Raw genomic sequence first — 14,251 nt, 5'->3', positions numbered from 1 at the left:
GTTTCCGGGTTGCGGGTAAGGTGCGCAACGAATGCCACGCTTTTGCACGCCTACGCAAGTTTCCAGAGGCCGCAGCTGCAAGGAGCAACGCCAAAACCATTGTGTTCAGGCTGGCGCCTGAGCGTGAAGGTAGAGATCAAACCAACGGAGAACACGAGAGTGCCTACGATTAACCAGCTGGTCCGCAAGGGCCGCACGCCTAAGGTCAAAAAGACCAAGGCTCCCGCGCTTAACGGCAGCCCGATGCGCCGCGGTGTTTGCACCCGCGTTTACACCACCACCCCCAAGAAGCCGAACTCGGCTCTTCGTAAGGTTGCACGTGTGCGCCTCAACGGTGGCGTTGAAGTTACCGCTTACATCCCCGGTGTAGGCCACAACCTGCAGGAGCACTCCATTGTGCTCGTTCGCGGCGGTCGCGTGAAGGACCTCCCCGGCGTTCGCTACAAGATCGTCCGTGGCGCCCTCGATACCCAGGGTGTGAAGAACCGTAAGCAGGCACGCAGCCGTTACGGCGCAAAGATGGAGAAGAAGTAATATGCCTCGCAAGGGTCCGGCCCCCAAGCGGCCGCTCGTACTAGATCCCGTTTACGGCTCCCCGCTGGTTACCCAGCTGATCAACAAGGTGCTGGTTGACGGTAAGAAGTCCACCGCAGAGCGCATTGTTTACGGTGCCCTCGAAGGCGCCCGCGCCAAGTCCGGCGGCGACCCCGTAGCAGCCCTCAAGAAGGCCATGGAGAACGTCAAGCCTTCCCTCGAGGTCCGCTCACGCCGCGTCGGTGGCGCTACCTACCAGGTTCCGGTTGAGGTCAAGCCGGGCCGCTCCACCGCCCTCGCCCTGCGTTGGCTGGTTGGCTACTCCAAGGCCCGCCGTGAAAAGACCATGACCGAGCGTCTCCAGAACGAAATCCTGGATGCCTCCAACGGTCTCGGTGCCGCTGTGAAGCGTCGCGAAGATACCCACAAGATGGCCGAGTCCAACAAGGCCTTCGCACACTACCGCTGGTAATACTTCCCGGACGCCGCCGGCTCGACTGAGCCGGCGGCGGACGCGTAGTCCATCCGAAAGGGAGACACCGTGGCACAGGACGTGCTTACAGACCTTAGTAAGGTCCGCAACATCGGCATCATGGCCCACATCGATGCTGGCAAGACCACCACCACCGAGCGCATTCTGTTCTACACAGGTGTGAACCACAAGATCGGCGAAACGCACGACGGCGCCTCGACGACTGACTGGATGGAACAGGAAAAGGAACGCGGCATCACCATCACGTCTGCCGCCGTGACCTGCTTCTGGGACAACAACCAGATCAACATCATTGACACCCCCGGCCACGTTGACTTCACCGTCGAGGTTGAGCGCTCACTGCGCGTCCTCGACGGCGCCGTTGCCGTGTTCGATGGTAAAGAAGGTGTCGAGCCCCAGTCTGAGACCGTTTGGCGCCAGGCTGACAAGTACAACGTTCCGCGTATCTGCTTCGTCAACAAGATGGACAAGCTCGGCGCTGACTTCTACTACACGGTAGACACCATCATCAGCCGCCTCGGTGCCAAGCCGCTCGTTATGCAGCTGCCGATCGGTGCCGAGAACGACTTCGTCGGAGTTGTCGACATCCTGGAAATGCGCGCGCTGGTCTGGCCGGGCGACTCCAAGGGTGACGTCACCATGGGTGCCAAGTACGAGGTCCAGGAGATCCCCGCGGATCTGCTGGAGAAGGCCAAGGAATACCGGGCTGCCCTCGTTGAGACGGTGGCCGACGCTACCGAAGAGCTCATGGAGAAGTACCTCGAGGGTGAAGAACTCACGGTCGAGGAGCTCAAGGCCGGCATCCGCAAGATGACGATCAACTCTGAGCTCTACCCTGTCTTCTGTGGCTCCGCGTTCAAGAACCGCGGCGTTCAGCCGATGCTTGACGCCGTGGTTGACTACCTGCCGAACCCGCTCGACGTCCCGCCGATGATCGGTCACGATCCTCGCGACGAAGAGAAGGAACTCACGCGCGCGCCTTCCTCCGAGGAGCCGTTCTCGGCTCTGGCGTTCAAGATTGCCGCGCACCCGTTCTTCGGCCAGCTCACCTTCATCCGCGTGTACTCCGGTCACGTCGAAGCGGGTGCTCAGGTGGTCAACTCCACCAAGGGCAAGAAGGAGCGCATCGGCAAGCTGTTCCAGATGCACGCCAACAAGGAAATGCCCGTTGAGGGCGCTACCGCCGGCCACATCTACGCAGCGATCGGGCTGAAGGACACCACCACGGGCGACACCCTGTGTGACTCCGCCGCCCAGATCGTCCTCGAGTCCATGAGCTTCCCGGAGCCCGTGATCTCGGTTGCAATCGAACCGAACACGAAGGGTGACCAGGAGAAGCTCTCACTGGCTATCCAGAAGCTCTCCGCTGAGGACCCGACCTTCCAGGTCTCCCTCAACGAGGACACCGGTCAGACCATCATCGCCGGCATGGGCGAGCTCCACCTGGATATCCTGGTGGACCGCATGCGCCGCGAATTCAAGGTCGAGGCCAACGTCGGCAAGCCGCAGGTCGCTTACCGCGAAACCATCAAGAATGTTGTTGCGCGTCACGACTACACGCACAAGAAGCAGACCGGTGGTTCGGGTCAGTTCGCAAAGATCCAGATTGCCATTGGGCCGCTGGACACTTCCGAGGGCGAGCTGTACGAGTTCGAGAACAAGGTCACCGGTGGCCGTATTCCGCGCGAATACATCCCGTCGGTTGACGCCGGTATCCAGGATGCACTGAATGACGGCGTCCTGGCCGGTTACCCGGTGGTTGGCATCAAGGCGACGCTGATTGACGGCGCTTACCACGATGTTGACTCTTCGGAAATGGCGTTCAAGATCGCCGGCCGTATGGCTTTCAAGGAAGCCGCACGCAAGGCGAACCCCATCCTGCTTGAACCGCTGATGGATGTAGAGGTCCGCACCCCTGAGGAATACATGGGTGAAGTAATCGGTGACCTCAACTCCCGCCGTGGCCAGATGCAGTCCATGGAAGATGCACAGGGTGTCAAGGTCATCCGTGCGCACGTCCCGTTGTCCGGCATGTTCGGCTACATCGGTGACCTGCGTTCCAAGACCCAGGGCCGCGCTGTGTATTCCATGACGTTCCACAGCTACGCCGAGGTCCCGAAGGCATTTGCCGACGAGATCATCCAGAAGAACCGCGGCGAGTAGTCTTCCGACTTTCGCAGCAAAAACTCGGGTGCGTTTCCGGTTCACGGAAGCACGCCTGGTGCAGGTGGCCGGGTCCGGTCATGCCGGGCCCGGCCATCTGCGCGAACAGGCTCGAGGGACTAGTATTAGTTCCTGAATCTGCAATTTCACCAATCCAAAGCCCCCCAAGTAGACTTGCCTGAGTTTCTGCCGCGATAAGCGCGGTTGAAGGGTAAGTCATTTGAAAACGTTCTAGGAGGAACCTGTGGCAAAGGCAAAGTTCGAGCGGACTAAGCCGCACGTCAACATCGGCACCATTGGTCACGTTGACCACGGTAAGACGACGCTGACTGCCGCCATTTCCAAGGTGCTGTACGACAAGTACCCGACTCTCAACGAGCAGCGCGACTTCGCGTCGATTGACTCTGCTCCGGAAGAGCGCCAGCGTGGTATCACGATCAACATTTCCCACGTTGAGTACCAGACCGAGAAGCGCCACTACGCACACGTAGACGCTCCGGGTCACGCTGACTACATCAAGAACATGATCACCGGTGCTGCACAGATGGACGGTGCAATCCTCGTGGTTGCCGCCACTGACGGCCCGATGGCTCAGACCCGCGAGCACGTTCTGCTTGCCCGCCAGGTTGGCGTTCCCTACCTGCTGGTTGCGCTGAACAAGTCGGACATGGTCGACGACGAAGAGCTGCTGGACCTCGTTGAAATGGAAGTTCGTGAGCTGCTTTCGGCTCAGGGCTTCGATGGCGATGAAGCTCCGGTTGTTCGCGTTTCCGGTCTGAAGGCTCTCGAAGGCGACCCGGTTTGGGTCAAGTCCGTCGAGGACCTCATGGCAGCTGTCGACGAGTCCGTTCCGGACCCCGTACGTGACCGTGACAAGCCGTTCCTGATGCCGATCGAAGATGTCTTCACGATCACCGGCCGTGGCACCGTTGTAACGGGCCGCGCCGAGCGTGGAACTCTCGCCATCAACTCCGAGGTCGAGATCGTCGGCATCCGCCCGGTCCAGAAGACCACGGTTACCGGTATCGAGATGTTCCACAAGCAGCTCGACGAAGCATGGGCCGGCGAGAACTGTGGCCTCCTGCTCCGCGGTCTGAAGCGCGATGACGTAGAGCGTGGCCAGGTTGTCGTCAAGCCGGGTTCCATCACCCCGCACACCGACTTCGAGGCCAACGTCTACATCCTCTCCAAGGACGAAGGCGGACGTCACAACCCGTTCTACTCGAACTACCGCCCGCAGTTCTACTTCCGCACCACGGACGTAACCGGCGTTATCACCCTGCCGGAAGGCACGGAAATGGTTATGCCTGGCGACAACACTGAGATGACCGTTGCGCTCATCCAGCCCATCGCCATGGAAGAGGGCCTCGGCTTCGCTATCCGCGAAGGCGGCCGCACCGTTGGTTCAGGACGCGTTACCAAGATCATCAAGTAATTTACTTGTTGATTACGGAGCTGATCGCCGTCTGACGGCCTGACGCGAAGTTTGGAACAGCCCCGCTGCTAGTGCAGCGGGGCTGTTCTTTGCTACAATTAATCCAATCACTGGATTAATTGTGCAGGCAAGCCTGCCCTTTGGAAAGGGATCGCCGTGAGGGACGAATCATATGAAGCGGGGTACCGCGCCGGTCACCTGCAGGGGTGGCTTGACGCCGTGGCCAAGCTTCAGGCGTCCGGCCAGCCAAGTCCGGGGGCCACACAATCGCCAAGTTCTGGCGACGCTGACTCACGGCTGGGGGAGGGCCAGCCTCTGGGGAAGCGTACGACGGCGGCAGCCAGCAGCGTGCCCACGCCCGCCACGCCAGTGCCCGCCGACGTCAGCATCTCCCTGGTGCCGGCGTCGCCTTCGGCGCCCTTATCGTCGCCGTCGCCCACCGCGTCGGTGCCACCGAGGATTCCGCCGCAGTCTCCGGTCGCCTCGTTCCAGACATATCCGGAGACACCGGCTGAGCGCCAGGCCCGACGTGAAAAGCGGGACCGGCAGAACATCAACATCACGCTGTACGTGGCCAGCCTGCTGCTGGTGGCTGCCGCAGCACTCTTCATCGGCACCAGCCTTCCGCCCATGTTGCGCTTTGCCGGCGTCTGCGCAGTCACGGCGCTTTTCTATGGCGCGGGATTTGTACTCCACGCCCGGGTCCCGCGGCTGAAGCCTGCTGCCGTGGCGTTCACCGGCACCGGGCTTGCCCTGGTTCCTGTGACCGGGCTGGCACTGTACAACTTCGCATTGCATCACGGCCCGTCTGCCTGGCTGATCACGTCGCTGATCGGTACCGCGGCTTATGTTGCGGCGGCGGTCCGGCTGGAGAGCAGGGTTCTCGTGTACCTTTCCTTCACGTTTGTGGCTTCCACAGCGTTCTCCGGCGTTTCAATCCTGGGTGGCGCGCTCGTCTGGTATTTCGCTGCGCTCATAGCCGTCGCCGTGCTGCTAACTGGCATTGCCCTTGCCCGGCCGCGTTGGCTGCCGCCGGTGTATATCAGGCCGCTGATGGTCCTTCACCCGTTGGTGGTTCCGGCCGTTGCCGTCGCCGCGACCTGCGTGCCGTTGCACTTGGACAAAGCTGAGTACGCGCTGGTCATCGGGATGTGCGGAGTCTATTTTGCCCTTATGGCCGCTGTTCCGGGGCGGTTCCGGCTGATCAACTTCTATGCGGCACGGGCCGCCCTGACTGTAGCTGCCGCCGTCGAGATCTGGCACCTGACCGGCCGGGGTTCCGATGCCCTGCTCTCCGCCGGCCTACTGTTCGCCGCCCAGACAGTGGGGCTGGCGTTCCTGTCGGCCAGGCTGACGGGCTGGTTTCCCCAGCAGGAGGCAGGCTCGTCCGCCGCCGGCAACAGCCCAAACGCCGCTGGAGAACGCTGGCAGGTTGATGCCCGGGCGACGTTTGCTCTGCAACTCGCTGCCACCACGGCGTTCAGCGTTCAGGAGACCGCTGTCGGCTTCTTCCGCGCTATGGACGGCTACGGTTCAGTCGCAGCGGATACTACGGTGCCGCTGTGGGTGCCGGTGGCCTTATCGTTGGCCACGGGCATGGTGCTGGCAGCCAAGTGGGCCGGCCGGGCCGAATGGGCGCCCGTGGCCGCACTGGTCTTGGCCTGCATAGTTTCGCCTTCGATGGGCGCGTGGCCGCTCGCCGGAATGCTGCTCGCCGCGGCCGGCTTCTGGGCGATCCGTGGGGTTTTCGCGGCAGGTGATTTCCGCGGCCGGTTGGTTCTGGGGTCCCGGTTGGCCCTCACCTGTGCGGTCCCTGTAACTGTCGCGGCCGTGATGGATGACGGCCCCGGGCGGGCCGAGGCGTCCATGTTCGCGCTGTTGCTGGCACTCGTGTGCCAGCAGCTCCTTACGGCGCTCCTGGAACGCGCGGGCGTGCGGACGTTGGCGCCGGAGGCAACCTTGGGCGTCTTCGGTGCCGGGGGTGCACTGGTTCTGGTCGGGATGCCGTTCATAGAGACCTCTCCGGACCACGGCCTGACAGCCGTTTGCGTGATCATCCAGCTTGCTGCCGCTTTTGTCATCGGAGCCCTTGTGGTTCCACGGCCGGCTACGGAACCGGACTGGGTTGCAACGGTGTGGGAGGCCTTGCCGCTGGGTATGTCCGTGGTCGCCGCGACGGTCGCGTTCCAAGCCGTTTCACAAGGCGCCGGGAACGTGGCGTTGTTGTTGGTGGTGGCGTATCTGATCATCACTGCGGTTCGTCTGCCCCTGCGCCAACACCGCTGGGCCTACTGGTGGTTCGCCAGGGCGGCAGCCACCGTACTTGCCCTAACAGCTTTTCACCAGCTGCGGCGGGACGGCGGCCCGGTGGTCATCGCGGACGAAGTGGTCCACCCGGCAACGGTCCTGGTGACCGTGCTGGCACTCCAGCTGTGCTTTCCGCTCGTGGCTGCCGTCCGCCGTCGTGCTCCCCGCGGGATTCTTGCTGACGCGGGCGCCGTGCTCCTTCTCCAGTTGGCCGGCATTACCAGCCTCTTGCAGTCAGGTTCCGCAGACTGGCAGGAAACCTCCGCTGCAGGACTCGTGGCCCTAGGCGCGGCGGCCTCGGGGTACTTCCTTCGCAGAGTGGCGGGTGCAGTCTGGTTGGCCCCGTTTGCATTTGTTGTGCTGCTGGTCTTCAGCGATGGCGATCTACTTCGGGTGGAACTGATCCTGGGTATCTTCGCGGTCTACTCCACGCTGATGGTGGTGGCCGAGCGACAGCGGGCCAGGAAGGGATGGAACTTTGTGGCGGCCCGCGTGCTGACGGCAGGCCTCGCGGTGGTCCTCAGCTACGACATCACCGCGTCGCCCACTGTGGTTTCGGTGACCTTTGCCCTGGTGCTCGCGGCCCAGCATGCCGTCCGCTGGGTGATGCGCTCACGGCTGGCTGACATCCCCTTCCAGCAGGCTGCAGTCTGGATCACCCTGGCCGGGCAAGCGTTGCTGCCGCTGGTCTACGTGACGAGGCCGGGCGGCGTCGGGCTGCTGGCGCAGGACGCCGACGGCGGCCGCTGGGTGGTGTTGCTGGAACTGCTGTTGCTGCTGGTCTCTGCTGTGGTGGCCAGGAGACTCTTCAGTGCCAACGGAGCCCGTTACTTCGCTGTGTATGCGGCGCTGTTCGGCGTGCTCGCCCTGGGCCCGCTGTTCACGTTTGGCGGGACGTTCCTTGTGACTGCGCTCCTGAGCCACACCGGCACTGCCGTGACTCTGTTGTGTGGTGCGCTGCTTGCTACCGCTGCCGGCATCCTGCGACACCGGCAGAACGCGGGCCGGCAGAACGGGCTCACTCAGAACGGGCACGCGCAGAATGGTCACCAACAGACCGCTCTCGACGCGGACGTCGAGCACTGGCTCTGGCTGGTTAGCGCCGGCTCGTTTGCCGGTGTTGGGCTGCTGATCTCGCCGTTGGCGGCCGACTGGGTGGCGGGAGCGGCTGTACTGGTCCTGTCAGCCGTGTGCTTTACCGCGTCGCATATCGAGGATCTGCCGGTCCTGTATCCGCCGGCTGCCGTGGCCGCGCTCGGCGGGTCCGTGGCCTTGGCGGCGGAGGCGTATCAGGATGTCCCCGGCGTCTGGGACGGATTCCTGCCATGGCTGACCGGCGCGGGCGTGGCTTCGGCCGCCCTCTATGCCGTGCGGCTCATGCGCAGCGGCCCGTTGCAGGCCGAGCCGGTGCGTCGTTGGTCGCTTGCCGGTGCGGCGTTCCTCGGCCTCGTGCTGGTGGTCTTCGTCGGAATCCGGCACGATGCAACGTCCTGGACGGCGGCCGCCGTGCTGGCCGCCGCCGTCGGAATGTCCTACAGGGAGGCACCCGCAAGGGCGCGACGGATCGCCCTCGAAGTGGGTGCGCTGCTCCTCACCGTAGCCATCCAGCGCGCTGCCATCTTCGAACTGGACGCGCCTGAAGGTCGCACAGGCCGGCTATTGACCGACCTTCCCAGTCCCTTCTGGGTTGTCCAGTGGTACGTGGTCCTGGCCGCTGTCCTCGGTGGCTTGCGCTACTTCGCCGGCAACCAGGCTGCCGGCCGGTTCCTGGTGGGCGCGGCCTCTGCGTTGCTCTCGCTGAGCGGCCTCGGCATAGTGTTCGGCGGGAACGCTGGGCAGCAGCTATGGGTCCTGGTGCTCTTTGCCCTGCTGCTCATGGCAGGCCTTGGACTGGGGGAACGGCTCTTCGTCTGGTGGGGCGCGGCAGGGGTGGCCGTCTGCATTCTGTGGGCCATGCGGCAGTACACGTTCCTGCTGTTGGCGTTCATCGCTGTGGGGCTGATCGTCTTTGCCGTCTGGCGGCTGAACCGTGGAACGGCCGGTCAGGCGCCGGAGGCGGGACCAGAGGTGACCCCGGGTCCTGAGTCCAGCCCGCCGTCCCGCGACGGCAGGGAACCGTCCCGCCGGCACTGATACTGTTGCTGACAGCGAGAGGAGTACATCATGGAATGGCTGATTTTTCTGATCATCGTGGTCGCCGTGGTCGCCGGAGTTTTCTGGGCCAAGAAGCATTTCCGCACCGAGATTGACCGCGCCAAGCGCATCAACCGGGCAAACAAGGACAAGTAGCAAGGCCACTGGGCCTCAGCCGGCAGGGGTGTTCGCCGGTGTTCAGCCGGGCTGGCCTTCGCCGGCCAGTGATTTCCGGGCATGGCTGAGCGCCCGGTACCAGTAGAACGATTCTTTGGGCGTGCGCTCCAGGGTGTCGAAATCCACGTGCACCAGGCCGAAGCGCTGGGAGTACCCCGCGGCCCATTCGAAGTTGTCCATCAGCGTCCAGACGTAGTAGCCGCGGAGGTCCACGTCGTGGGCGATTCCGCCCGGTGCCGTCGCTTCCAGCGCGTGCCGCAGGTGGTCCGCGATGTAATTGATCCGCCCCAGGTCCTGGATGGGGCCGCTCACATGGTCGGGCTCCGGGAAGCTGGCGCCGCTTTCGGTGATGTACAGCGGGGGCAGGTCCCCTTTATAGCGGTCCTTTAGTTCGCGCAGCAGGATGCCAAGGTGCTCCGGCGCTACCGGCCAGCCGAAACCCGTGGTGCCGTATTCGGGGAACGGCTCCTGATGGAACGGCACCCGCACCATCGCCTCGGCAGGACCCGTGGGGCTTTCGGCCGGACCCCGTCCGGCTGCCACCTTCGTGGGGTAGTAATAGTTCACGCCGTAGAAGTCCAGGGGCTGGTGGATGGTGCGGAGGTCGGCGTCGGGGATTCTGCCGAACGACCGGAACCAGGGCTTGGCGATGAGCGGCGGACGGGGGTATCGGCCCAGGAGGACCGGATCGGCATAGATGCGGTTGAGCATCAGGTCGAAAACCAGCGCGATGTATTTGTCCGTGATTTTTCGCGTGGCCGGCCGGACGGGGGAGTGGAGGTTGGTCACGCCGATTCCGCCGCGGACCCCTGCTGCGCGCAGCGCCTGGACGGCCATGCCATGGGCAAGCAGCTGGTTGTGGACAGCAGGAAAGGCGTCAAAGAGGAGATCCCGTCCGGGGGCATGGACGCCCAGCGCATAGCCGTTGAGGACTACCGAGGCTGGTTCGTTGAGGGTTACCCACTGGTCTACGCGATCACCAAAACGCCGGCCGGCCTCGCCTGCGTACTCAGCGAAGCGTTCGGCGGTGGCCCTGTTCATCCAGCCGCCACGGTGCTCCAAGGGCAGTGGCGTATCCCAGTGGTAGAGGGTGGCCATGGGGGAGATGCCGGCTTCGAGCAGCTGGTCGATCAGGCGGTCGTAGAAGTCCAGGCCCTGTTTGTTGAACGCGCCGCGGCCGTCCGGCTGGATCCGTGGCCAGGAGATGGAAAAGCGGTAGGAATCCACGCCGAGGTCCCGCATCAGAGCCACATCTTCGGGCGAGCGGTTGTAGTGGTCGCAGGCCACGGCGGGGGAGTGTCCATCAATGATCGCGCCGGGTTTCTCCGCGAAGGCGTCCCAGCCGGAGGGACCCCGTCCGTCAGCGGAGAGGGAGCCTTCGATCTGGAAGGCGGCCGCGGCAACACCCAAGGTGAACGAGCTGGGCAGTAGGTCGGCCAGATCCTGGACGGAAACGTCATTTTCGACGGTCATTCCCCCATCATCCATTCGGATGTTGCCGAAGGCAATGACCCCAGGCCGCGCAGGGCCCCGAATGCGCACCGGGCCGGACGGGGAGGTGTCAGCCTGCAGATTCGCTTCTGGGCATAATATCCGGCATACTAGATGAGTTGTTCAAGCGCTTCTTCGTGTCCCGATCCGGATAATGCCGGGTGTCAGGGTCCAAGTGGAAGCCCAAACATAACCCACTCCCCATGGAACTGCGGATTTGTATGCGTGCTAAGCGCGACACGCCCGACCGCGGGGGTCGGTTACGTCGGCAGGTTGAGGAACCCGGATTCATCCGGATTCAGCTTGTGCGGCGGGTGGTAGTTCAGACTTCAAATGCTTCGGCAGCCACATGCAACAAGAAAGTGAACAGAGCAGCCCTCACCGGGAGCAGCACTAACTGAAAGAGAGTCAGGCGACATGGCGGGACAAAAAATCCGCATCCGGCTGAAGTCATATGACCACGAGGTCATTGACGTTTCAGCACGGAAGATCGTTGAGACGGTCACGCGCGCAGGCGCAACGGTAGTTGGCCCCGTGCCGCTGCCAACGGAGAAGAACATTTACTGTGTTATCCGCTCTCCGCACAAGTACAAGGACAGCCGCGAGCACTTTGAAATGCGCACGCACAAGCGTCTTATCGACATCATCGATCCCACGCCGAAGGCTGTTGATTCGCTTATGCGTCTCGACCTGCCGGCCGACGTGAACATCGAAATCAAGCTGTAGGGAGGTGCTGAGAGACTATGACCGCAACCCGTAACGTAAAGGGCCTGCTGGGCACGAAGCTCGGCATGACCCAGGTCTGGGACGAGAACAACAAGCTCATCCCCGTCACTGTGGTCCAGGCAGATTCGAACGTCATCACCCAGCTGCGCAACGCAGACACTGATGGCTACGTAGCTGTTCAGATCGGCTACGGCCAGATCGATCCCCGCAAGGTCACCAAGCCGCTGGCTGGTCACTTTGAAAAGGCAGGCGTCACGCCTCGCCGCCACGTCGTCGAACTGCGCACTGCAGATGCTGACACTTACGAGCTGGGCCAGGAGCTTTCTGTTGAGCTCTTCGAAGCCGGCCAGAAGATCGACGTTATCGGCACCACCAAGGGTAAGGGCTTCGCCGGTGTTATGAAGCGTCACGGCTTCCACGGTGCTCCCGCCTCACACGGTGCTCACAAGAACCACCGTAAGCCCGGTTCAATCGGTGGCGCATCCACCCCGAGCCGCGTCTTCAAGGGCATGAAAATGGCCGGCCGCATGGGCGCCGTTCGTCACACCACGCTGAACCTCACGGTTCACGCAGTTGACGTCGAGAAGTCGCTGCTCCTGATCAAGGGCGCCGTCCCCGGCGCCCGCGGCCAGGTCGTACTCGTACGCACCGCCGTGAAGGGAGCCTAGTTCAATGACTAGCACTGTCAAGGTTGACCTGCCTGCAGAGATCTTCGACGTTCAGACCAACGTGCCGCTGCTGCACCAGGTCGTCGTAGCCCAGCTCGCTGCTGCTCGCCAGGGTACCCACAAAACCAAGACCCGCGCCGAAGTTTCCGGTGCAGGTCGCAAGCCGTTCAAGCAGAAGGGCACCGGCCGCGCCCGTCAGGGTTCAATCCGTGCTCCTCACATGACCGGTGGTGGCGTAGTCCACGGTCCCACACCGCGTGACTACAGCCAGCGCACCCCCAAGAAGATGATTGCTGCTGCACTGCGCGGCGCACTCTCTGACCGGGCACGCAACGGACGCATCCACGTTGTTGCTGAACTGGTGGAGGGCACCAAGCCGTCCGTCAAGAACGCACTGGCAACGCTGCGCGGAGTTTCCGAGCGCAAGAACCTGCTGGTTGTCATCGAGCGCGCCAACGATGTTGCAGCACTTTCCGTGCGCAACCTCGCCGGTGTTCACGTTCTGTACGCAGACCAGCTGAACACCTACGACGTACTCGTCTCTGACGACGTTGTCTTCACCAAGGCTGCCTACGAAGCATTCGTTGCTGACCGGGCAGTAGCAAAGAACGAGGAGGATGCCAAGTGAGTGCAGCCACCATCAAAGACCCGCGCGACGTCGTGCTTGCACCCGTCGTATCGGAAAAAAGCTACGGCCTGATCGATGAGGGCAAGTACACCTTCCTGGTGGACCCCCGCTCGAACAAGACCGAGATCAAGCTGGCCGTGGAGAAGATTTTCTCCGTCAAGGTCGAATCGATCAACACCATCAACCGTGCCGGTAAGCGCAAGCGCACCAAATTCGGATGGGGTACCCGCAAGAACACCAAGCGTGCAATTGTGAGCCTCAAAGAAGGCACCATCGACATCTTCGGCGGTCCGCTCTCGTAGCGGAGACCACTTTAACGAGGAAATAAATTATGGGAATCCGTAAATACAAGCCGACTACCCCGGGCCGTCGTGGCTCGAGCGTAGCGGACTTCACCGAAATCACGCGGTCGACGCCGGAAAAGTCGTTGGTACGTCCGCTGCCCAAAAAGGGCGGCCGTAACAACTCCGGTAAGATCACGACCCGTCACAAGGGTGGTGGCCACAAGCGCCAGTACCGTCTGATCGACTTCCGTCGCCACGACAAAGACGGCGTCAACGCCCGCGTTGCCGAAATCGAGTACGATCCGAACCGTACGGCTCGCATCGCCCTCCTGCACTACGTTGATGGCACCAAGCGTTACATCATCGCCCCGAACAAGCTCTCCCAGGGTGACGTCGTTGAGGCAGGTTCCGGTGCTGACATCAAGCCCGGTAACAACCTGCCGCTGCTCAACATCCCGGTTGGTACCGTAATCCACGCAGTTGAACTGCGTCCGGGTGGCGGCGCCAAGATGGGCCGCTCCGCCGGCGCATCGATCCAGCTTGTTGCCAAGGAAGGCCGCTTCGCCCAGCTGCGTCTGCCTTCCGGCGAAATCCGCAACGTTGACGTGCGCTGCCGCGCAACCGTCGGCGAGGTCGGCAACGCCGAGCAGTCGAACATCAACTGGGGTAAGGCCGGCCGCATGCGCTGGAAGGGCGTTCGCCCGACCGTCCGTGGTGTCGCTATGAACCCGGTTGACCACCCGCACGGTGGTGGCGAGGGTAAGACGTCCGGTGGACGTCACCCCGTCAACCCGAACGGTAAGCGGGAAGGCCGCACCCGGCGTCCCAACAAAGAGAGCGACAAGCTTATTGTTCGTCGCCGTCGTACTGGCAAGAACAAGCGATAGGAGCCTGGACACATGCCACGCAGCCTGAAAAAAGGTCCTTTCGTTGACCAGCACCTCTTTGTAAAGGTGGACAGGGAAAACGAAAAGGGCACCAAGAACGTCATCAAGACCTGGTCCCGCCGTTCGATGATCATCCCCAACATGCTTGGGCACACGATCGCCGTACACGACGGACGCAAGCACATTCCGGTGTTTGTCACTGAGTCGATGGTCGGGCACAAGCTCGGCGAATTCGCTCCCACGCGGACATTCCGCGGCCATGTCAAGGACGACCGTAAGGGCAAGCGCCGCTAGGCGCCTGCACTTACGTCAAAGACGAGAGAAG

13 protein-coding genes are annotated in these 14,251 nt (G+C 62.7%); 12 read left to right on the top strand and 1 reads right to left on the bottom strand.

The genetic code is table 11. The annotated features are described in order from the left end of the window. Positions 1-159 precede the first annotated feature (159 nt). The 6 genes from rpsL (at position 160) to ACX80V_RS09770 (ending at position 9,221) form a co-directional block, all read left to right on the top strand. The gene (gene rpsL, locus ACX80V_RS09795) at positions 160-534 is read left to right on the top strand and encodes a 30S ribosomal protein S12 (RefSeq protein ID WP_011692814.1); all 375 of its coding nucleotides are present in this window, start codon (positions 160-162) and stop codon (positions 532-534) included. 1 nt (position 535) lies between these two features. Continuing rightward, entirely contained in the window at positions 536-1,006 is a 471-nt protein-coding gene (gene rpsG, locus ACX80V_RS09790) for a 30S ribosomal protein S7 (RefSeq protein WP_011692813.1), read from the top strand. 69 nt (positions 1,007-1,075) lie between these two features. After that, complete coding sequence (gene fusA / locus ACX80V_RS09785) at positions 1,076-3,190, top strand: elongation factor G (protein ID WP_485842977.1); 2,115 nt, start codon at positions 1,076-1,078, stop codon at positions 3,188-3,190. Positions 3,191-3,434: 244 nt separating this feature from the next. Then, the gene (tuf, locus tag ACX80V_RS09780) at positions 3,435-4,625 is read left to right on the top strand and encodes an elongation factor Tu (RefSeq protein ID WP_141141214.1); all 1,191 of its coding nucleotides are present in this window, start codon (positions 3,435-3,437) and stop codon (positions 4,623-4,625) included. Between the two features lie 156 nt (positions 4,626-4,781). Further along, positions 4,782-9,065 carry a hypothetical protein gene (locus ACX80V_RS09775; RefSeq protein WP_485842976.1) on the top strand — a complete coding sequence of 1,428 codons (4,284 nt, stop codon included), beginning with the start codon at positions 4,782-4,784 and terminating at the stop codon, positions 9,063-9,065. Between the two features lie 30 nt (positions 9,066-9,095). Further along, entirely contained in the window at positions 9,096-9,221 is a 126-nt protein-coding gene (locus ACX80V_RS09770) for a hypothetical protein (RefSeq protein WP_256468624.1), read from the top strand. 42 nt (positions 9,222-9,263) lie between these two features. Here the strand turns inward: ACX80V_RS09770 and ACX80V_RS09765 are convergent, their stop codons facing one another. After that, a complete protein-coding gene (locus ACX80V_RS09765; protein ID WP_485842975.1) occupies positions 9,264-10,715 on the bottom strand; it encodes a GH1 family beta-glucosidase in 1,452 nt (483 codons plus the stop codon). A 435-nt stretch (positions 10,716-11,150) separates the two neighbouring features. Here ACX80V_RS09765 and rpsJ point away from each other — a divergent pair, with 435 nt between their 5' ends. From rpsJ to rpsS, 6 genes are read left to right on the top strand one after another with little or no spacing between them, the layout of a single operon-like run. Continuing rightward, a complete protein-coding gene (gene rpsJ, locus ACX80V_RS09760) occupies positions 11,151-11,459 on the top strand; it encodes a 30S ribosomal protein S10 (protein WP_038464699.1) in 309 nt (102 codons plus the stop codon). Between the two features lie 17 nt (positions 11,460-11,476). After that, positions 11,477-12,127, top strand: coding sequence for a 50S ribosomal protein L3 (gene rplC / locus ACX80V_RS09755; RefSeq protein WP_056344391.1), 651 nt, complete (start codon positions 11,477-11,479; stop codon positions 12,125-12,127). Between the two features lie 4 nt (positions 12,128-12,131). After that, complete coding sequence (gene rplD, locus ACX80V_RS09750; protein ID WP_056344389.1) at positions 12,132-12,755, top strand: 50S ribosomal protein L4; 624 nt, start codon at positions 12,132-12,134, stop codon at positions 12,753-12,755. Next, complete coding sequence (rplW, locus tag ACX80V_RS09745; RefSeq protein WP_018773664.1) at positions 12,752-13,057, top strand: 50S ribosomal protein L23; 306 nt, start codon at positions 12,752-12,754, stop codon at positions 13,055-13,057. Before rplD ends, rplW begins: the two co-directional genes overlap by 4 nt. A 29-nt stretch (positions 13,058-13,086) precedes the next feature. After that, on the top strand, positions 13,087-13,926 hold the full coding sequence (gene rplB, locus ACX80V_RS09740) for a 50S ribosomal protein L2 (RefSeq protein WP_056344386.1): 840 nt from the start codon (positions 13,087-13,089) through the stop codon (positions 13,924-13,926). Positions 13,927-13,938: 12 nt separating this feature from the next. Further along, positions 13,939-14,220: a 30S ribosomal protein S19 gene (gene rpsS / locus ACX80V_RS09735; protein WP_056344384.1), complete on the top strand. Its 282-nt coding sequence runs from the start codon at positions 13,939-13,941 to the stop codon at positions 14,218-14,220. The last annotated feature ends 31 nt before the right edge of the window (positions 14,221-14,251 follow it).

This window comes from Pseudarthrobacter arbutini (assembly GCF_054510915.1).
This window is presented reverse-complemented; position numbering and strand designations above follow the sequence as displayed.